Source organism: Clostridium sp., from assembly GCF_036781005.1.
Classification (GTDB): domain Bacteria; phylum Bacillota; class Clostridia; order Clostridiales; family Clostridiaceae; genus Clostridium_B.
The window spans coordinates 1-19,095 of the sequence record NZ_DAIQBT010000043.1 but is presented as its reverse complement, the minus strand read 5'-3'; the positions used below and the strand labels follow the sequence as shown (position 1 = coordinate 19,095).

Below are 19,095 nucleotides of genomic sequence, written 5' to 3'. Positions count from 1 at the left end.
ATTTGAGAGCTTTTATAAATATATTTAAGGCTATATTTAAAACTAATTAGTATGACTATAGTTTTATATATTTATCCACATCACTTGATAACACTTGGTCTAACACATTTGTTTTACTATAAAGTATAATAAATATTGATATGTATATATCCCTAGTGTGTTAAATAATACTGGCACTATTCATAGATAACTCAACGGCTTTTAAGCTATTTCTCTTGTTAATTTCACCTTAGAATTTTTAATTAAACTTCCCTTATATTTTACAATATTTATACATATATTTCTTTTTCATTACATAATAGGATATTTTTATAGAATACTCAAATGAAAAGTGGTGAAAAAATGGATCATAAAAAAGTAAAAGATCAGATAAACTTGTTAAACAAGACAGGTAAAATAAAAAGCGAAAGAGACTTCGATCACATCCCCATAGATGAAATCAAGCCCAAGTATGGTATATGTGTAAAAGACCTAATATGCTATCGCTGTTATAAGGACAACGACAACACATGTAGATATTGTAGACATGCTGAAATGCTTAATTAGAAAAGGAGCATTAATATTTTGCTCCTTTATCTTGCATATATAAAACTTTCGACTAAAATAAGGCTGGAGTTTTATTTTGTTTAAAATAGTGTTTAAACTTATACACTAACCTTTGCTTTACTTTGGTCTTTTTTAACCAATCCCATTATACCTGGTATTATTAAAAGTATACCTGAAAGAATATAAAAATATGATACACATATTATTCCTCCAATTGCAGCAATAGTCATAAATAGTCCACCTAATTTTCCTTTATTTCTAACAACTACTGCTCCAACAATACCTAATACTGATAATAATATAGCTCCTATACCTAGACTAGTAATTGTATTAGCTCCATCTGCACTAAATGCAGAAGCTACTCCTCCAATTGTCATTGCCATTATTCCTGCTATGATTCCAAAAATGCCACCAATAAGTCCTAAAACAAATTCCGCTGTTCTTTTATCATCCAATATATTTCCCCTCCCCTTATTTATTTATATATTGTAATTATATTGTAACAATATAGTAACAGTTTGTCCATATTTAGGCATAAAAGTAAGCCTGCCAGAAAAAATCTCTGGCAGGCTTAAAACTATTACTATTTGGAGTGTAAATTTAGAAGAATTAAGCTTATGTTAGGTTATAACGAATTAATTAGGAATGTTGTCCTCATAAATATATAATATATTATTTTACAATATATGTAAATAGATTTTATTGTTTTAAATGTAGTAAATTGGGTATAATAATAATGCTTCTATAAATGTTTTATTATCTCACTCATTATGTGTTATTAATTAGTAAAAGCTCTGGTGCTGCCAGGGCTTTTTAGTAATTATTCCATTAATTCTTATTACCAAACTTTATTAATAATCAATTCCCAAAAGTATTATACTAACATAATATAAATATTGAAATGATAAATATAAGGAGAAAATAAATATTGGAAAATTATTATTGTCTTTCTGATTACTATGATGACTACTATAATTATTTTAGACAACGTATTAGTCCTGAAGTAATACAATCATATGTTGGTCAAATTGCACTTGTCAATATTAGGGGGCGTGGCACAGTCACAGCGCATATAAATCGTTACAATCGGCGTACAGACATAGTATGTTTAACCGTATTTACACATTCTGGTAACCAACCTGTTCGTGTTCGTCGTCGTGACATATTACGTATTACTCCAATTCACGTACCTCCACCACAAGGAGGAAGACCACCTCAGGGAGGAAGACCGCCTCAAGGCGGAGGACGATATTTAGATGAAAATTTCGAGTAGTTATTTCAGCTCATTTTTTTACTTGAACATCTAATTTATTAAACATGAAAACTAAAAACCTAGTTGGAAGATCCTACTAGGTTTTTAGTATCATACTTTATTTTAAGTCTTCTTCATAGGCTTTAATCATTTTCTTAACCATGTTTCCACCTATAGAGCCAGCTTCTCTGGCAGTTAAATCTCCATTGTAGCCATCTTTTAAATTTACTCCAACCTCTCGGGCTGACTCCATCTTAAACCTATTCAAGGCTTCTCTGGCTTCTGGGACTACTAACTTATTGTTACGTGTCATGATAAACACCTCTCTAAATAGTAATCTTTGATGCTACATTTAAAGTTTGTGCAGTTCTATAAAAAATACTCTAGTTAACCGGATGAACTTTTGGAAAATAAATATAACTTATATTATAATAAAATTAGAGCTTATCCGTAAATAATTTTGCTTCTCATAAAATTGAGAAATTTTCCACATTATCATAAAATTTATCAGTTATTTTCAATGATTATCTATTTTTTGTAACACTTCTTTTTTTAGGTAAGGTTATATAATAAAAAATCCTTACTGGGGTAAAAAAATAGTTATACCAGGTGAAGGAAGTAACTTAGAAAAGGAAGAGATAAAAATATTTACAGATAAAGAAATCTGTCTATTAAAAAAGCTTTAAGGACAAGCCACTTAAAATGTTTAATATTAACAGCGTTAACTACAGGTCTAAGACAAGGAGAGCTCCTAGCACTTACATGGAATGATGTTGATTTAGACAAAATGGAAATAAAATTATAAAAAGAGTAAAAGTTATGAATTCTGATAATACAAAAGAAAATAAGATATTAGTTCAGCCACCTAAAACTAAAAGCAGTAACAGAATTGTTCCTATTCCATCTGACCTAATTCCAGTTTTAAAAGAACACAGTGTTAAGCAAAAGCTAGAAAAATTTAAAGCTGGTGAATCATATGAAAATAATAACCTTATTAACAACAGAAAATAGTTAAATACTATTTATCGCTATACATATCAATATCTATCTACAACTAATGTGTTAAACGCAAAAATAAGACTGCCCTGAAACCCTTCAAAACACTCTTATACAGTCATTGGTAGTCCCTAGGAGAATCGAACTCCTGATTTCACCGTGAGAGGGTGACGTCTTAACCACTTGACCAAGGGACCTCATATTCACTTTTCAACCAACATTTATTATTATATATTTCCAAGCTTATTTAGTCAATACTTTTTTTACAATCACTTAAATACAATAAAAATATTTTTATATAGTTGCAAATCACTTGCAACTATGTATATAATATATATTGATTAAATCGTATTATGCATATTATTACCATATATTATAAAACAATTCTTAATTTTAGGAGGAAGTTTATTCGTGCTTACTATAGAAAATTTAAATTTTTCCTACACTGGAAAACCTCCTTATTTAATAGATTCTGTGAGTCTACACATTGATTATGGGAGTTATGTTTCAATAATAGGTGAAAATGGAAGTTCCAAAACCACTTTAATCAAATTAATACTTGGGATTTTATCTCCATTAAAAGGACATATTCATTTATCTACTAAAAAAATAGGCTATGTTCCTCAACTAATGGAAAATTTTAATTCTCAATTTCCAATTACAGTATTAGAAATGCTTAAATGCCACATGAGAGTTCTAAAAATAAAAGATAGAAAACTCATAGATTCCTGTCTTAATTACGTTGGCATGAAAGATTTTAAAAACAATCTTATAGGAAATTTATCTGGCGGACAACGCCAAAAGATATTCATAGCAAGGGCCATAATGGGGCCCCCTGAACTTTTGATACTTGACGAACCTTCTACAGGTATAGATATGACAAGTCAAAAAGAACTATATACTATAATAAAACATTTAAATACCAGTTTATCTATAACAGTAATATCTGTAGAACATAATTTAGAAGCTGCGCTTAAAAACTCTACTCACATATGTGTTATGAAGAATGGCACTGCCACCATATACACCATTAAAGAATATAAAAAACTACTAAACTTAAAATAAATTAATTTGTTGTTTGGGAGGTAATCATGTTACAATACGCTTTTATGCAAAATGCAATTATTGCAGGTATATTTATATCGATATTATGTCCTGCAGTAGGTACCTTTCTGGTCTTAAAAAGATATTCCATGATGGGAGATACCTTATCCCATTCATCCTTTGCTGGAGTTGCAATCGGAATAGTATTTGGATACAATCCTATATTTACAGCCTTCATATTTACCTCTATTGCAGGACTTGTAATAGAATTTTTAAGAGATTATTATAAAAAATATGCAGAATTGATACTTGTGATTATACTTACCCTGTCAGTAGGTATTGCAATTGTACTTATAAGTACTGGAAAAGCCAGCGGAAATGTAAATTCCTATTTATTCGGCAGTATACTTACGGTATCTAAAAATGAACTCTATACCGTATTCATACTTAGTATAATTTCTGTAATAACTCTATCAATACTCTACAACCAATTACTTTACATAACTTTCGATGAGAATGGTGCTAAAGTATGTAAGATAAAGGTAAAACTTATAAACTATCTATTTATACTTTTAGTAGGTGCTACAATTTCTGTATCCTTGAGAATACTTGGCATTCTGGTAATATCATCTATGATAGCAATGCCTGTGGCTGCATCTCTACAGCTGCATAAAGGTTTTAAACTTACCCTTATATTCTCTATACTATTTGGATTTTTAGATATAATGGGAGGATTATTGTTATCTTATTATATAAACAGTGCTCCCGGTGGTACTATTGCCCTAGTTTCCGTACTCACTCTTTTAGTGATCCTGGGCTATAAAAAATTGTGGAATAAATAGCACAAGACTATACTTATATATCATACATTTTATATTTCATTCATACAAATTGCTACCACTACCTTTATCTTTTTATTTGTCTCATGTAATCATCTATATTCTTATACATACTTGACCAAGAACGTCTACAGAACATTACCGCTACATCACTTCTTCTTGATCTTTCCTTTATTATTTCCGCCATATTATGACCTACATAATCTGTAAGTACCAGTACTAAATCTGTATTTTCTGGAATTTTAACCTTTCTATCACCTTTTTTTCTTCCTGTAACATGCCCTATCTTATTAAAACCATTCTCTCTTAACTTGTCAGTTATAGTTCCAAGCTTATCTCCTCCGATAACTAGAATACTCATAGTCTTCCTCCTCTTTCATTTTTATCATTAATCGATATTGATATTCATTTTCAATTATAGCCTATCTTTAAAATTTTGTAAATATATAAAATAAAAAAAGTAGAGTACAGTTTTATTACTCTACTTTTTAAAAATATTCTTATAACTCCACATAACTGCTTCATTTATTTTCTAATATCTATAAGTTTACTGCCATCTACTTTGGCTTCCTGAAAAGTCCCCATATTCTCCATGGTATATAGAGCAGCTTCTATTATTTCAAAAGCCATAGGACATCCTGAGCCCTCCCCTAATCTCATGTTCAAGTTTAACATGGGTTTCAGTCCCAATTCTTTCATTACATAATTAGCTGCTGGTTCTGCTGAAAGGTGAGAAGGAAATAAAAAATCTATTATATTTTCATTTAATTTTACAGCACAAAGTGCTGCTACAGAAGATATAAAACCATCTATTACAATAGGAACTCTATTTTTAGCAGCTCCTAAAAAGCAGCCACATATTCCGGCTATATCAAATCCCCCTACTTTTGTTATAACATCAATAACATCTGCTGAATCGGGATTGTTTATTTTAAGTGCATTTTCAACTGCAGCTTTTTTAGCCTTAAATTTATCTTCTGTAATTCCAGAGCCCTTTCCCACAGTTTCATCTACTGGCAGCTTTAATATAGCACTTAAGACCGCAGAACTTGTAGCCGTATTACATACTCCCATTTCACCTGTTCCAAATAAGTCGTATCCTTTTTTTACAAGTCCATCTATTATTTCTATTCCTGTTTCAATAGCCTTTATACACTGTGTCCTAGTCATAGCAGCTTCCTTTACTATATTTTTAGTGCCATAAGCCACCTTTTTATTTATAATTCCATCATTTTGAAAATCATAATCAGTTCCTATATCCACTATAGTTCTATGACATTTGAAAAAATCTCCTAATATACACACTCCTGTTATACCTTTAACAAAATTTTCAGTAATGCTTACCGTCAATCCCTTTGGACAATTACTTATACCCTCTTCCCATATTCCATTATCTGAACACATTATAACTATATTTTTTTTATGTATTTTATTATATATTTTTCCTGTAATTCCAGCCATTTTTACAACTATCTCTTCTAATTCTCCAAGACTTCCTATAGGCTTTGCCAGATTATCTAATCTTTTTTTTGCATTCTCCATAGCTTTTTCATTTCTTTTTTCTATTTTATTTAAAGTATTTTCAATTAAGCTCATTATGTTCCTCCTCATATTTTAAAATCCATTAACCCTTATATTAAAAATTGTCCTTATTTGTTATAAAACATTTCAATTACAATAGGTGCCTTTCCCTTTTTATAAAAAAAATAAAAGTCATCTGTACTTATAAAATTCATAATATTTTTTCTATATTCTATTTTAGAAATACTATTTCTCATATTAGAGCTAAATTCTACAAAATCATCATATTTTTTAATATAACTTATCAATTTATCTGCAATAAATACTGAAGTTATAGGAGATACCCCCCTTATATTTACTGCTATAGACATATTTTCAGTACTTCTATTACAGGGTAAAATACAGTTTCCTTCTTTGAAATCCACAGCATCCACATATATCTTACAAAATTCCCTGCAATGCTGTCTTATAGTTGAATTAACCTTATTATCATCTGTTGCAATTACTACAATATGCTTATCTAATATATATCGTATATTGTACTCTTCTTTAATGAAACTAACATTTAAATACTTTTTAATATTATCAAAACTATCTATAAACTTTTTGGACAATACGCAGACTTGGCATCCTTTCATGATAAAAGCCTTAGATTTTATATAGGCTGCAGTTCCTCCACCTATTATGATCACCTTTATTTTTGAAGATAGAAGCGAAATATGTAAAGGGAGATTATTTTTTTCAATGTTTTTTTTCAAATCTGGACTTCTCCTTTTATAAAATAATTTTTGCTTTAAAATATGGTTTTAAAAATAAGTCAAAATTAATATTATGCATATTACTGCAAAAAAAACCATTAGATTTATTTCAGAAAAATACATAAGTTTTATACTTTCTTTTATATGGTTAAAATTTAACTCCACAGAATTATCGCCTATAGTAGGTTTATGTATCAACTCTCCAAAATATTTGTTGGTACCTCCAAGCTGTATTCTCATAGCTCCTGCTGCTGCCCCTTCTGGATAGGCACAATTGGGGCTTTTATGATTTTTTCTATCTCTCATCATTATCTTAAAAGCATAAAAAATATTGCCTTTCACGACAGAAGCGGATATACATATAAAAATTCCTGTGATTCTAGCTGGGATAAAATTAAATATATCATCCACTTTTGCCGGAAAAAATCCTATATACCTGTATTTTTTATTCATATATCCAAGCATTGAATCCATGGTATTTATACCTTTATAAAGAATTGCAAAAGGAACACCAAAAACTGCATAAATAAGTGGGGCTATAACTCCATCTGAAGTATTTTCCGCCACTGTCTCTACACTTGCCCTTATTATTTCCTTATTGTTCAAACCCACTGTATCTCTTCCAACTATGTTTGAGAGTTTAGCCCTTGCATCTATAATATTTCCTTTTTTTAAAGCATGATAAACTTTTTTAGCTTCCACTGCCATACACCTAGCAGAGATAGTTGTCCAAATAAGAAATATATTTACTATCTGATATAAAATTATGTTCTTTCTCAAAATCACAAGCAGTATAAAGGGTATTAAAAAACTAACCATACCTACTATTAAAACTATTATACCACCCCATAATTTCAGATTTTTTTCATTTTTATAAAGCCTTCTTCCCTTTACTTCTAAATATAATATTAGCTTTCCTATGTATATTACAGGATGAGGAAATTTATAGGGATCTCCAATTATCCAATCTACGAAAATTGCTGCAAAAATATTTATAAGATTAATAATTAAAAATAAGGCAAACAAATTCAATCCTCCTTAAGCTGTCCTATACTTTAAAATTATTAATCCTCATGTAATCCATAAAAAACATACCATGGTGCTATAGCCACAGCTGTACCTTTTGCCTGTTCTCTGAGTAAAAACTCTCTTACTTCATCTTTATGCAAAGCAATTACCTGTATGTCCTCTGCTTCTTCCAGCTGCTGTGTGGGATTTTTATTTTCTTCTAAATCCTCATCTATTTCCATCTTTATTACCCTAACTCTGTCTGTTACAAGGGCAGGATTAGCATAGAGCTCAGGTCCTATGGATTTTATCTTTCCAATATAACCTGTTTCCTCCTTAAGCTCTCTTGCGGCACTTTCAAATAGACTTTCATTTTCTACCAGCCCTGCTGGAAATCCAATTACGTATTTATCCACTGCAGGTCTGTATTGCTTTATAAATATATATCTATTAGATGGTACCAGTTTGCTTATTATTATAACTGTACTTGTGGTATTAGTTCTCTCTATGTTTTCCCACTTTAAAAGTTCATTTTCTTTTCCCAGATAAGTTACCTCTTCCATTCTAACCCATTTACCTTCATATAATACTTTTTTCGATACTCTTTTCATTATACATATCCTCCTAATTTTTTAATTTCTTCTCCAATTACCATAAAACCCTTTTTTATATTTTCCTTACTAACCCTTGAAAACCCAAGTCTTAAAGTATCCTGCCCCTTATCATCTACATAAAATACATCTCCCGGGGTGAATATAACTTTTCTTCTATAACACTTGGCTAAGAGTTTTCGTGAATTTATGTTTTTTAATTTTATAAATATATGCATTCCCCCTTCTCCTAGTACTTCTTTATTTTCTATATATTGTTTTGCACATTTTAATGCAAATTCATATTTTTCTTTATACACCTTTCTTGCCTTTTTTATATATTTATCAAAATTACCACAATTTAGATAATCATAAAAAATGGCCTGATCAAGGGAAGAAGTATGAATATTTCTGCTTCTTTTTATACTTTCTAAATAATCTATAAGTAGCCTGTCTCCCAATATCCATCCTATTCTTATGCCGGGAAATAATATCTTTGAAAAGCTTCCAATGTATATTACACTATTACCTGAGCCACTAAAAGCAGCCATAGGGGATACATGTGCTCCAAAATATCGAAGTTCTTCGTTAAAACCATCTTCAATTATAGGTACATCATAATTTTTAAGTATATTATATATAGAAACCCTTTTCTCCGGGGACATTACAATACCTGTAGGATTATGATACGAAGGAATAAAATAAGAAATTTTAAATTTATTTTCTTTCAATTCCTTTTCCAGTATATTTAAGTCAACCCCATCTCTCTCCATATCTACTCCTGTTATATTAAGTTCATGAAGCTTCATAATCTTAATTGCAGTATTATGAGTGGGATTTTCACATATTATACCATCTCCTTTTTTAGTAATACAGGATAACACCAGATCAAATCCTTCTGTAAAGCCATTGGTTATAAGTATGTCTTTTTCCTGTACATTTACCCCTTTATTCTCCATATATCTCAATAGATATTCAATAAGAGGTTTATATCCTTTTGCATAACCATAATTTAAAATTTTATCTCCTTCTATTGCCATTCTGTTTAAAAATGCCTTTTTAAATTCATCTACATTAAATAAATTTTCATCAGGAGCTATACTCTTAAAAGATATCATTTCTTTTTGCCATTTAATTTCATGTTTAATTATATCTAATTTTTCTGAAAGTTTTCCATAATTACTTATCCTATTCTCCCAGACCACCTGCCATTTCTCCTGAAAATCTATCTTCACATTTGAAACAAAGGTTCCCTTTCCTTTTTTTATATATACAAAACCCTCATCTTGTAAAAATTCATAGGCACACATTATAGTATTTCTGCTTACATTAAACATAGATGCCATTTCCCTAGTGGAAGGAAGTTTCTCATCCTTTCTGAGCAGCCCTTTTAATATCATATCTTTAATATAATCTTTTAACTGTATATATACAACCCTATCTTTATCTATTTTAATATTAGAGAACATAACAAATTTCACCTCAAATATATTTTTACACAATTGAGTAAATAAATAAAGAATACTACTCTTTATTTAGAAGGTATTATTCTTTATTTTATAAAGTGATTTTAGTTTAAATTATTTATTTTAAGAAATTTATTTAAGTTATTCCATATGAAATTTGCTTAAAATGCAGGAATTATACTTCCTTTATAATTTTCATTTATAAATTTTCTGATCTGTTCATCATTTACGGCCTTTGCCAATGCTTTTATATAAGGTTTATCCTTATCTTCTTTCCTAACTACAATTATATTAGCATAAGGTGAATCTTTTGATTCTATAGCAATAGCATCTTTAGTTGGATTTAAATTAGCTTCTAAGGCATAATTTGTATTTATAACTGCCGCATCCACATCTGCCAGTATTTTTGGAAGCTGCGGTGCATCAACTTCTTGTATATTAAAGTTTTTCTTATTTTCAGTTATATCTAGTTTTGATATGGTATCTCAATCTTTTACCTTTATAAGTCCTTCATTAGCCAACAATTTTAAAGCCCTAGTGGTTCAAGATATACTTTGGCAACATAAACTAAATCTGCATTATTCTTTTTATTGAAATTTTCCAAATATGGTATGTGCTGAAAAAAGTTTGCACCTATTTCTCCTGACTGAAGTGCCTTATTTGGAGTTACATAATCTGCCAACTCAACTATTTGAAGATCATACCCTGCTTTTTTAAGTATAGGTTTAACTTTTTCAAGTATCTCCTTATGAGGTTGTGGAGATTCTCCTATCTTTATAATAATTTTATCCTCGCCTTTACTTGTACTTCCTTCACTTTTTTGTGTTCCACCTCCAACTAATGCAAGAACAAATATTAATGATAAAATAACTGTTAATACCTTTTTGATTGTCATTCCTCCCTTATAATATTAAATTTAAAATAATAAAGCTCGAGGATAACCTCGAGCAAAAATCTCAAACTATCCTCTATCTTTCAGCTTCCGCTGTAGGAATTAGCACCAATGTATCAAAAAACAATACTGGTTGCCGGGTTTCACAGGGCCAGTCCCTCCGCCACTCTTGATAAAGCTTATATTAAATTTATAATTTACAGGATAAATTATAGCACACAATAAAATAATGTCAATACTATTTTTCAAACCACTACAATATACAAATACCACCAACGTGGTTCTTTAATATTTAAGTAAAAATGTATAATATTATATTAAAAGGCTTGTTGCCTAAAAATGAATTTTTGGAGGAATCATAATATGAAAGTAGGAATTATAATGGGGGGAATATCTTCTGAAAGAGAGGTTTCCCTGAATTCAGGAAAATCCATAGTAGACTATATGGATAAAAATAAATATGAAATAGTACCTATCATTATAGATAAAAAAAGTGATGTATTTGAAAAAGTAAAAAATATAGATTTTGCTTTTATTGCCCTGCATGGTAAATTTGGTGAGGATGGCATAATACAGTCTGTATTAGAAACCATGGATATACCCTATTCAGGCTGCAGTCCTTTAACCAGCGGCATTTGCATGGATAAGGATATAAGCAAGAAACTTATGTGCTCTGCCAATATAAATACAGCAAAATGGATATGTATAAAATCCATAGAAGATATTGACTATAACTCTTTAGAAAATATTGGATACCCTGTAGTTGTAAAACCAAATTCCGGTGGTTCAAGTGTAGCAACTAATATAATAAAAAAGAGTGAAGATATAGAGGAAGCTGCTCGTCTTGCTTTTAACTACGATAAAGAAGTCATGATTGAAAAATATATAGAAGGAGATGAGATCACCTGCTGCATATTAGATGGGACTGCCCTTCCCATACTTGCCATAAAACCTAATAAAGGTTCTTTCTTTGACTACACTTCAAAATATGCAGATGGCGGTTCTGAGGAAATAGTAGTAGAATTTGAAGAACCCCTTCAAAATAAAATTAAAGAAATATCCTTAAAGTGCTGGGATCTGTTTAAATGCAAAGGGTATGTACGAGTAGATATGCTACTTAAAGATAAGGTTCCCTATGTACTTGAACTGAATACTCTGCCAGGTCTTACAAAAAATAGCCTTTTCCCTAAAAGTGCTAATGGAATCAATATGTCCTTTACAGAATTATTAGATAAAATAATCCTGTGTTCTATACAAAAATAATTTTTTATCCAGGGAATATACTACTATTTTCCCCTGGATTACCACTTTAATATACATCCCGTTCTGTATTCAAATTCTGATTTCACAGAATCTAACTCTTCTGCATTTACATCCTGTAATTTTAATTCCAAGCTTAAATTTACATTGTTAAAAGAAGGATTTTTCTTTAGTTTTATATTTTTTCTTTTACATACATCTACAGCTATATTTATTATTTCATTTTGATTTGCACTACTTGATATACCAACATCCCACCCTGTTAAATTGGATAAATCCTGAATGTGCATTCTATATTTTTCTCCAATTACAGGACTTATAAAAGAAAGTTCTATATATTTTTTATCATTATAGGATTTTATACTTTTTTTATAAGGCTTAAATTCCTCTTTATCAAAAAACTCTCCAATCAAACTCAAGGCTTTGTTTTGCTCCATAGACTCACATTTGTCTGGAGCCTTTATATAGATATGTCCTATTTTATCCTTTACCTTATCCTCTGTAGATTGTATCAATAAATAAAGTCCTGTGGTATTTTCAAATTCTTTGATTTTATCCTCTTCTATGCTGTATTTAGAATTTGTTATAACTATAGCTTGTTTTTGCTCTAACCTGTAAGATATTTTTTTTATGGATACTTCCTTTAAAATGCTATTTATAAATTCAGAAGCTGCATTTATATTTATAGTATCACTTATTTCCACTTTCCATCCTACTTCCCTTTCAAATTGTTCTATTTTACTATTTATACTTTTGTGCACTGTAGAGGGAAAATCAAAATTTAAAATAACTTTTTTTTCATCGTATATAAAACTGGATTTTTTAGGATTAAAATATTTGAAATATTTATTAGTAAGTTCTTTTAGTTCATTTGGCTTAAGTTCTTTGTTTTTTAAACTTTCCTGAACCTTTCCCTCACTTTTACATTTAAACAAAAACAATCTTCTATTATCATTTTCAAAATAAGGGGAATTTATTATGATTTTTTGAAAATTCCCAACATCATATTTTCCCTTTTTATCTCCGCTCCATATATAAAACATCTCTTCCAGAGTAAATAATCTCTCTCCATAATTAAGTAATATAAATTCCCAAAATCTCTTTAAGTTGCTTTCATCTAATTCTTCTTTACAATTCATAACTTTATCCAAGAACTTTTTCCATTGTTTTCGAGGTTTATTTATATTAATATCATAAACTTCACTGCATTTAGGTGCATACACTTTTCCTTTTACTTCTGCTGAAAGCTGCACACAAAAATTTTCTATTACAGCTTCATTTCCATGTACTATAAATATATTTCTGGGACTTAAAAAATTTATAAGTGATTTTATTTCACTCTTATCACTGTGAGCTGAAAGTCCTATATTTTTCACCTTGCAATTCACAGGAATGGTTTTATCGTTTATGTGCAATTTTTTATCCTTTTCTTCCTTTAAAAGATCCAAAAGTTTTCTTCCTGGAGATTCTTCATCCTGATATCCTGTCATAACTATATAGCCATTTTCCATAGGAGCTATTTTCTCCGCATAATACTGGCTATATCCTCCTGTAAGCATGCCTGAACTTGAAACTATAACTAAAGATTCTTCTTGTTTTAATATTTTCTCTCTTGATTTATTATCTACAGGAATTATGTTGTCATCATAAAAAGGTTCAATACCCCTTAATATCTTTTTCCCTAAGGAATTTCTAAGGTATAGCGGATTTAACTTGTAAGTTCTGTTTATATCACGTATCATTCCATCCACATAAACCTTAATATCCTTTAATATATTTTTATTCAGTGCCTTTTTTATAGTAAGCAATACCTCCTGGGATCTTCCAAGGGCAAAAGCCGGAATTAACATTTTTCCCTTTTTTTGCCTGCATTCATTTATAATGTCTATAAGACGTTCTTCTTCCACTTCTCTATTTGAATGCAATCTATCTCCATAAGTAGCTTCAAATATTGCCACATCCGGCCTGAGCCTTGGAACCTTCAAGCCCTCCACAGTTTTTTGTGAAAATACTGAAAAATCTCCAGAATAAAATAATGAACCCTCTGGAGTAGTTATATAGACACAGGCTGCTCCTGCTATATGTCCAGCAGTGTAAAATGTAAGCTTTACATCTTCAAAAATAGGAAGTTCCACCATATAATTTATAGTAAATATATTATTTAACATATTCTTCACATCTGCTTCTGCATACAAGGGAATTTCCCCTTCCCTGTTATTCATGATTTTCAAACTATCATAGAGAAGTACCCTCATAAGATCCTTTGTCATTTTAGTAGTATATATTCTAGCTAGTGGATATTCTTTACTTATTATGGGCAAAGACCCTATGTGATCCATATGAGAATGACTTATAATTATAGCCTCTATGCCTCCCTGTTCCTGAATTGATTTAAAATCTGGAAGGGCATCTTTAGATGAGCTCTGTCTTATACCACAATCCATTAATATATTTCTATTATATATTCTAACAAGTATACAGCTTCCTCCTACTTCTCTAGCTCCTCCTAAAAATGAAATGTTCATATTATACATCATCCTCTCTTCCAGTAAATATAACTATATTTAAAATATGTTTCATCTGTTCATAATTAACATGAAGGTGTTTTATATAATATTTTAACATATATGTTTATATTGTTCAAAAAGAACAGTTAAAATCACACTGTGAAAAGCAGATGCAAATTTCAAGTATCTATATATTTTCAGCAATATAATAAATAAGTCTTTCAGTATCTTTCCATCCTAAACATGGATCCGTAATGGATTTTCCATATATACCTTCATCTACATGTTGATTTCCCTCCACAAGGTAACTTTCAATCATGAATCCCTTTATCATATTTTTAAGAGAAGTATCATATTTTCTACTCATAAGTACCTCTCTTGCAATTCTAGGCTGCTCTTTATAACGTTTCATAGAATTAGCATGGTTGGTATCTATAATAATAGAAGGATTTAGTAATTGTTTTTCCTCATATCTTCTAGATAGAATAACTAGATTTTCATAATGATAATTTGGAATATTTCTTCCATAGGAATCTACAGCTCCCCTTAAGACAGCATGAGCCATTGGATTTCCACTAGTTTCAATTTCCCATCCATTATATATAAAAGTATGATGTAATTGTGCCGCTTTAATAGAATTCAACATAACTGTCAAATCTCCACTGGTAGGATTTTTCATCCCTACAGGCATATCAATGCCACTTACGGTAAATCTATGTTGTTGATCCTCCACAGAGCGTGCGCCTATGGCATGATAACTTAATAAATCTCCAAGATATGTATAATTTTCAGGATATAACATTTCATCTGCCGCAGGCATATAGTATTCACTTAAAGCCCTTATATGCATCTTTCTGATAGCTTTTATCCCTGCAATCAAATCCGGTTTTTTATTTAAATCTGGCTGATGTGCCATTCCCTTGTATCCTTCTCCTGTAGTTCTTGGCTTGTTTGTATAAATTCTAGGTACAATAATTATAACGTCCTTTACTTTTTCCTGTACCTTGGCAAGCTTTCCTATATATTCACAAACAGAATCTTCATTATCTGCAGAACAAGGCCCTATTATAAGAAGAAATTTGCTACTTTCATTTAAAAAGATTTTTTTTATTTCTTCATCTCTATTTCTTTTAATCTCCTTCATATGCTTTGATAAAGGCATTTCCTCTATTATTTCCTCTGCCGTAGGCATTTTTTTAATAAATTTCATACTCATACTCCTATTTCCCTTTCCTAAAATATCCTAATTAGATTTTCGATTTCTATTTTAAAGTATAAACCTTTATACATATGAGTCAACAAAAATATTATTTGTGCAAAGCTTCAGCAGCATCTTTTATATTGTTTTTTCCCAATATGGCAGACACAACAGAAATACCTTCAATCCCCGTAGATAATACTTCCTTGAAATTATTCTCATTAATTCCTCCAATTGCAACTGCAGGTATATTTATATTATCATATATTTTCTTTAACCCCTGTATACCTATTGGAAGTTCTATGTCTTTTTTAGTTCCAGTAAAAAATATTGTTCCTATTCCAACATAATCTGCACTATTTTTTTCTGCTTCCACAGCTTCTTCTATATTACCTACAGATATTCCTATTATTTTATTTTTGCCCAGTATATTTCTAGCTGCAATTAAGGGCATATCACTTTGTCCAAAATGTACCCCTTCTGCATCTACAGCTTGTGCTATATCCAATCTGTCATTTATTATTAAAGGAATATTATAGCTTTCAGTTATTTTTTTTACTTCTACTGCCTGCTTGTAAAATTCTCGTGTAGAAGCATCTTTTTCTCTTAACTGAACCAGAGTAACCCCCCCTAAAATTGCCTGTTCTACAGCCTCGTGGAGAGGTCTTCCTTTTAAAATATTTCTATCTGTTACCAAATATAAACTATAATCTAATTCCATATTATTTTACCCTCCTTCTTTAATTTTTCTTCACTTAACTCATATATGCAATCTATAAGCTTTACCCTAAAGCTTCCTGGAGCCTTAGCGTCCTTATAAGCTTCTTCCCCTGCTATGTTCATAGAAAGTATTGCCCCTGCAGTAGCTAAGAATTTGTTTTCAAAAGATCCGCAGGCAGCAGCACAAAGTGCTCCAAGCATACATCCTGCTCCTGTTATTTTAGTTAACATCTCTGTTCCATTTTCAATTATTGCACTGTTTTTTCCCTGTACTATAAAATCCTTTTTTCCAGTAGCTGCAACTACACAATTATACTTTTCAGATAAAATGTTACAACATTCCAATGCCCCTTCTCCATCTTCTAAAGAATCTACTCCTTTCACATTTGAAGCTTCTCCTGCCAAAAATTTAATTTCTCCTATATTCCCTTTTATTAAATCAACTCTTCCAACTTTGAATAATTTGTCTATAAACCGTATTTTGTTAGGTATGGCAGCACAAGCTACAGGATCCAATACTACTGGAACATTGTGAATTTTTGCAGACACAGCTGCTAAAATTGCAGAAGATTCCTGTTCCCTAGTAAAGGTTCCTATATTTATATACAAAGCAGATGCTATTTTTACAAAATCAAAAACTTCACCATAGGCTTCGCACATGGCAGGTGAAGCCCCATAAGAAAGTAAAATATTAGCACAATCATTTATAGTTACATAATTAGTAATACAGTGCACAAGAGGTCCCTTTTTTCTAACTTCCTCCAATACTTTTGAAGCATCATTTAATCTTAAATCATTCATTTTATATTATCCTCCCAATATACTAGTGTACAAGGTACTATATGCCCTTGTCATATCTATTTATACATTCATTACATATATTTAATAATAGCTTTACACACAATATTTAAAAATCAATACCAGCTTTTTTGTAAATTTCAACAAAATGTCCTACCGGACCAACTCCTCTACCTAAATCAAATGAATTCTCTATGGCTTTAGTTATATACTCTTTTGAAAGAATTACAGATTCATAAATACTGCATCCTTTGGCAAGATGAGATGCTACAGCAGAAGATAAAGTGCATCCTGTACCATGAGTATTTTTAGTATTTATTCTTATTCCCTTTAAGTTTGATATACTGTGGTGAAAAAGTAAGATATCATCTGCATCATTAGACCTATGTCCTCCTTTTACAAGCACACTTTTTGCTCCTAATTGCTTTATTTTAAAGGCTGCCCTTTCCATATCCTCCCTGCTTTCTATCTTAAATCCAGCGAGTACTTCTGCCTCTGGAATATTTGGAGTCACAATATCTGAAATTTTAACTATATCCTTTATAGCTTCTGTAGCTTCCTGCTTTAAAAGAAAATATCCACTCTTGGATACCATTACAGGATCCAAAACTATATTTTTAGCCTTATATTCCACAAGAAGTCTTTGTATTACAGCTATAGTACTGCTGTTTGAAAGCATACCAATTTTTACTGCATCCACTTCTATGTCATCAAATACAGCCCTTATCTGAGCCTCTACTATTTCCGTGCTCACATCCATAACATCTTGTACTCCTGTAGTGTTCTGTGCTGTAACCGCAGTAATTACACTCATACCATATACTCCAAGGGCACTCATAGTTTTTAAATCCGCCTGTATACCAGCTCCTCCTGAACTGTCAGATCCTGCAATTGTTAATACTTTTTTCATCTAAAACAACTCCATTTATAATTTGATTTACTGTATGAAATACCTATTTTCATATAGTTCCTAAAAAACAACTTAATTTAAGTTGAAGCAATCTCTTGATTTCTAAGGTATCCAGATAAAAACAAAAGGTATATGCAGAAAACATACACCTAAAAAGCCTATAAGACTATACAATATTGTTTCCTACGCCAGACTTACCTGGATCAGGTTCAAAGGGTTAGAAATATTTCTTCTCAGCTTTTACAAGCACCCCTACAAAACTATTATATTTTACTTTTATTTTACTATAATAATCAAAATTTTCAAGTAATAATTTTCTCTTTCATTCTTTAAATAAATACTTGTTATAAGAATTTTTTTAATAACAATTCCCAAAGAAAATTTTAATATATGTTGACATAAAATGCTTATCATGATATATTATATTAGTAACTTTGAGAGTTACTTAGTTAATTACTTGCCGAAGTGGTGGAATTGGCAGACGCAACGGACTCAAAATCCGTCGCTGGCAACAGCATGCGGGTTCAAGTCCCGCCTTCGGCACCAAATATAATATAGGGGTATAGCTCAACTGGTAGAGTAGCGGTCTCCAAAACCGTTGGTTGTGGGTTCGATTCCTACTGCCCCTGCCAAAGAAAAGTCAGTAGAATCAACGGTTCTACTGACTTTTAATTTTAATTTACTTATAACTATATTCTTTAAAAATGCTTTTTGGTCACAATTTGGTCACGGATATAACTCATATTTCGGTTCCATGTTTATACAACACAACAATTAACTTTGTTATTAA

Annotated in this window: 19 protein-coding genes, 3 tRNA genes, 1 pseudogene and 2 riboswitches; of the genes and pseudogenes, 8 read left to right on the top strand and 15 right to left on the bottom strand. The window is 30.6% G+C overall.

The window, feature by feature from the left end; all coding sequences use genetic code 11:
- Window positions 1–342: 342 nt before the first annotated feature.
- A complete protein-coding gene (locus V7Q02_RS13945) occupies window positions 343–546 on the top strand; it encodes a hypothetical protein (RefSeq protein ID WP_333861670.1) in 204 nt (67 codons plus the stop codon).
- 98 nt (window positions 547–644) lie between these two features.
- On the opposite strand, the gene V7Q02_RS13940 is transcribed toward V7Q02_RS13945, so the two are convergent.
- A complete protein-coding gene (locus tag V7Q02_RS13940; protein ID WP_333861669.1) occupies window positions 645–1,001 on the bottom strand; it encodes a DUF4064 domain-containing protein in 357 nt (118 codons plus the stop codon).
- Window positions 1,002–1,916: 915 nt separating this feature from the next.
- Entirely contained in the window at window positions 1,917–2,111 is a 195-nt protein-coding gene (locus V7Q02_RS13935) for an alpha/beta-type small acid-soluble spore protein (protein WP_333861402.1), read from the bottom strand.
- A gap of 351 nt (window positions 2,112–2,462) precedes the next feature.
- Here V7Q02_RS13935 and V7Q02_RS15980 point away from each other — a divergent pair, with 351 nt between their 5' ends.
- The gene (locus V7Q02_RS15980; RefSeq protein WP_442882172.1) at window positions 2,463–2,603 is read left to right on the top strand and encodes a tyrosine-type recombinase/integrase; all 141 of its coding nucleotides are present in this window, start codon (window positions 2,463–2,465) and stop codon (window positions 2,601–2,603) included.
- Between the two features lie 14 nt (window positions 2,604–2,617).
- Complete coding sequence (locus V7Q02_RS13930; protein WP_333861668.1) at window positions 2,618–2,809, top strand: hypothetical protein; 192 nt, start codon at window positions 2,618–2,620, stop codon at window positions 2,807–2,809.
- A gap of 107 nt (window positions 2,810–2,916) precedes the next feature.
- Here V7Q02_RS13930 and V7Q02_RS13925 read toward each other — a convergent pair.
- A tRNA-Glu gene (locus V7Q02_RS13925) sits at window positions 2,917–2,991 on the bottom strand.
- Window positions 2,992–3,205: 214 nt separating this feature from the next.
- Between V7Q02_RS13925 and V7Q02_RS13920 the strand changes: the two genes are divergently transcribed.
- Window positions 3,206–3,859: a metal ABC transporter ATP-binding protein gene (locus V7Q02_RS13920; RefSeq protein ID WP_333861667.1), complete on the top strand. Its 654-nt coding sequence runs from the start codon at window positions 3,206–3,208 to the stop codon at window positions 3,857–3,859.
- A gap of 26 nt (window positions 3,860–3,885) precedes the next feature.
- Entirely contained in the window at window positions 3,886–4,680 is a 795-nt protein-coding gene (locus V7Q02_RS13915; protein WP_333861665.1) for a metal ABC transporter permease, read from the top strand.
- A gap of 64 nt (window positions 4,681–4,744) precedes the next feature.
- Here the strand turns inward: V7Q02_RS13915 and V7Q02_RS13910 are convergent, their stop codons facing one another.
- From V7Q02_RS13910 to V7Q02_RS13880, 7 genes and pseudogenes are all read right to left on the bottom strand, one after another.
- Window positions 4,745–5,038, bottom strand: a complete 294-nt coding sequence (locus V7Q02_RS13910; protein WP_333861664.1) for a DUF2325 domain-containing protein — start codon at window positions 5,036–5,038, stop codon at window positions 4,745–4,747.
- A gap of 164 nt (window positions 5,039–5,202) precedes the next feature.
- Entirely contained in the window at window positions 5,203–6,273 is a 1,071-nt protein-coding gene (gene cobT / locus V7Q02_RS13905; protein WP_333861663.1) for a nicotinate-nucleotide--dimethylbenzimidazole phosphoribosyltransferase, read from the bottom strand.
- A 53-nt stretch (window positions 6,274–6,326) separates the two neighbouring features.
- Window positions 6,327–6,956, bottom strand: coding sequence for an NAD(P)-dependent oxidoreductase (locus V7Q02_RS13900; protein ID WP_333861662.1), 630 nt, complete (start codon window positions 6,954–6,956; stop codon window positions 6,327–6,329).
- 48 nt (window positions 6,957–7,004) lie between these two features.
- A complete protein-coding gene (cbiB, locus tag V7Q02_RS13895) occupies window positions 7,005–7,982 on the bottom strand; it encodes an adenosylcobinamide-phosphate synthase CbiB (protein WP_333861661.1) in 978 nt (325 codons plus the stop codon).
- A gap of 38 nt (window positions 7,983–8,020) precedes the next feature.
- Window positions 8,021–8,575 (bottom strand): NUDIX hydrolase, encoded by a 555-nt coding sequence (locus V7Q02_RS13890; RefSeq protein ID WP_333861660.1) that lies wholly within the window; start codon window positions 8,573–8,575, stop codon window positions 8,021–8,023.
- Window positions 8,575–10,023, bottom strand: a complete 1,449-nt coding sequence (gene pdxR / locus V7Q02_RS13885; RefSeq protein WP_333861659.1) for a MocR-like pyridoxine biosynthesis transcription factor PdxR — start codon at window positions 10,021–10,023, stop codon at window positions 8,575–8,577. The genes V7Q02_RS13890 and pdxR overlap by 1 nt, the downstream gene beginning before the upstream one ends.
- Before the next feature lie 158 nt (window positions 10,024–10,181).
- Window positions 10,182–10,915 (bottom strand): annotated as a pseudogene (locus tag V7Q02_RS13880) (MetQ/NlpA family ABC transporter substrate-binding protein).
- A 70-nt stretch (window positions 10,916–10,985) separates the two neighbouring features.
- A riboswitch (SAM riboswitch) is annotated at window positions 10,986–11,091 on the bottom strand.
- 184 nt (window positions 11,092–11,275) lie between these two features.
- Between V7Q02_RS13880 and V7Q02_RS13875 the strand changes: the two are divergent.
- On the top strand, window positions 11,276–12,175 hold the full coding sequence (locus tag V7Q02_RS13875; RefSeq protein WP_333861657.1) for a D-alanine--D-alanine ligase: 900 nt from the start codon (window positions 11,276–11,278) through the stop codon (window positions 12,173–12,175).
- A gap of 38 nt (window positions 12,176–12,213) precedes the next feature.
- Here the strand turns inward: V7Q02_RS13875 and V7Q02_RS13870 are convergent, their stop codons facing one another.
- The 5 genes from V7Q02_RS13870 to thiD form a co-directional block, all read right to left on the bottom strand.
- On the bottom strand, window positions 12,214–14,697 hold the full coding sequence (locus V7Q02_RS13870; protein WP_333861656.1) for an MBL fold metallo-hydrolase: 2,484 nt from the start codon (window positions 14,695–14,697) through the stop codon (window positions 12,214–12,216).
- A gap of 169 nt (window positions 14,698–14,866) precedes the next feature.
- On the bottom strand, window positions 14,867–15,895 hold the full coding sequence (locus V7Q02_RS13865) for a 3-deoxy-7-phosphoheptulonate synthase (protein WP_333861655.1): 1,029 nt from the start codon (window positions 15,893–15,895) through the stop codon (window positions 14,867–14,869).
- Between the two features lie 91 nt (window positions 15,896–15,986).
- Window positions 15,987–16,598 (bottom strand): thiamine phosphate synthase, encoded by a 612-nt coding sequence (gene thiE, locus V7Q02_RS13860; RefSeq protein ID WP_333861653.1) that lies wholly within the window; start codon window positions 16,596–16,598, stop codon window positions 15,987–15,989.
- On the bottom strand, window positions 16,589–17,398 hold the full coding sequence (gene thiM, locus V7Q02_RS13855; protein ID WP_333861651.1) for a hydroxyethylthiazole kinase: 810 nt from the start codon (window positions 17,396–17,398) through the stop codon (window positions 16,589–16,591). Before thiM ends, thiE begins: the two co-directional genes overlap by 10 nt.
- 106 nt (window positions 17,399–17,504) lie before the next feature.
- Window positions 17,505–18,305 carry a bifunctional hydroxymethylpyrimidine kinase/phosphomethylpyrimidine kinase gene (thiD, locus tag V7Q02_RS13850; RefSeq protein WP_333861650.1) on the bottom strand — a complete coding sequence of 267 codons (801 nt, stop codon included), beginning with the start codon at window positions 18,303–18,305 and terminating at the stop codon, window positions 17,505–17,507.
- Window positions 18,306–18,468: 163 nt separating this feature from the next.
- A riboswitch (TPP riboswitch) is annotated at window positions 18,469–18,569 on the bottom strand.
- 195 nt (window positions 18,570–18,764) lie between these two features.
- Here thiD and V7Q02_RS13845 point away from each other — a divergent pair.
- Together V7Q02_RS13845 and V7Q02_RS13840 are read left to right on the top strand one after the other, a co-directional pair.
- Window positions 18,765–18,851 (top strand) — tRNA-Leu (locus tag V7Q02_RS13845).
- Between the two features lie 10 nt (window positions 18,852–18,861).
- A tRNA-Trp gene (locus tag V7Q02_RS13840) sits at window positions 18,862–18,937 on the top strand.
- The last annotated feature ends 158 nt before the right edge of the window (window positions 18,938–19,095 follow it).

Excerpts from the sequence above, each read along its gene's own strand:
- V7Q02_RS13945 (WP_333861670.1), top strand. The coding sequence starts at position 343 with ATGGATCATAAAAAAGTAAAAGATCAGATAAACTTGTTAAACAAGACA.
- V7Q02_RS13935 (WP_333861402.1), bottom strand. The coding sequence starts at position 2,111 with ATGACACGTAACAATAAGTTAGTAGTCCCAGAAGCCAGAGAAGCCTTG.
- V7Q02_RS13930 (WP_333861668.1), top strand. The coding sequence starts at position 2,618 with ATGAATTCTGATAATACAAAAGAAAATAAGATATTAGTTCAGCCACCT.
- V7Q02_RS13915 (WP_333861665.1), top strand. The coding sequence starts at position 3,886 with ATGTTACAATACGCTTTTATGCAAAATGCAATTATTGCAGGTATATTT.
- V7Q02_RS13910 (WP_333861664.1), bottom strand. The coding sequence starts at position 5,038 with ATGAGTATTCTAGTTATCGGAGGAGATAAGCTTGGAACTATAACTGAC.
- cobT (WP_333861663.1), bottom strand. The coding sequence starts at position 6,273 with ATGAGCTTAATTGAAAATACTTTAAATAAAATAGAAAAAAGAAATGAA.
- V7Q02_RS13890 (WP_333861660.1), bottom strand. The coding sequence starts at position 8,575 with ATGAAAAGAGTATCGAAAAAAGTATTATATGAAGGTAAATGGGTTAGA.
- pdxR (WP_333861659.1), bottom strand. The coding sequence starts at position 10,023 with ATGTTCTCTAATATTAAAATAGATAAAGATAGGGTTGTATATATACAG.
- V7Q02_RS13875 (WP_333861657.1), top strand. The coding sequence starts at position 11,276 with ATGAAAGTAGGAATTATAATGGGGGGAATATCTTCTGAAAGAGAGGTT.
- V7Q02_RS13870 (WP_333861656.1), bottom strand. The coding sequence starts at position 14,697 with ATGAACATTTCATTTTTAGGAGGAGCTAGAGAAGTAGGAGGAAGCTGT.
- V7Q02_RS13865 (WP_333861655.1), bottom strand. The coding sequence starts at position 15,895 with ATGAGTATGAAATTTATTAAAAAAATGCCTACGGCAGAGGAAATAATA.
- thiE (WP_333861653.1), bottom strand. The coding sequence starts at position 16,598 with ATGGAATTAGATTATAGTTTATATTTGGTAACAGATAGAAATATTTTA.
- thiM (WP_333861651.1), bottom strand. The coding sequence starts at position 17,398 with ATGAATGATTTAAGATTAAATGATGCTTCAAAAGTATTGGAGGAAGTT.
- thiD (WP_333861650.1), bottom strand. The coding sequence starts at position 18,305 with ATGAAAAAAGTATTAACAATTGCAGGATCTGACAGTTCAGGAGGAGCT.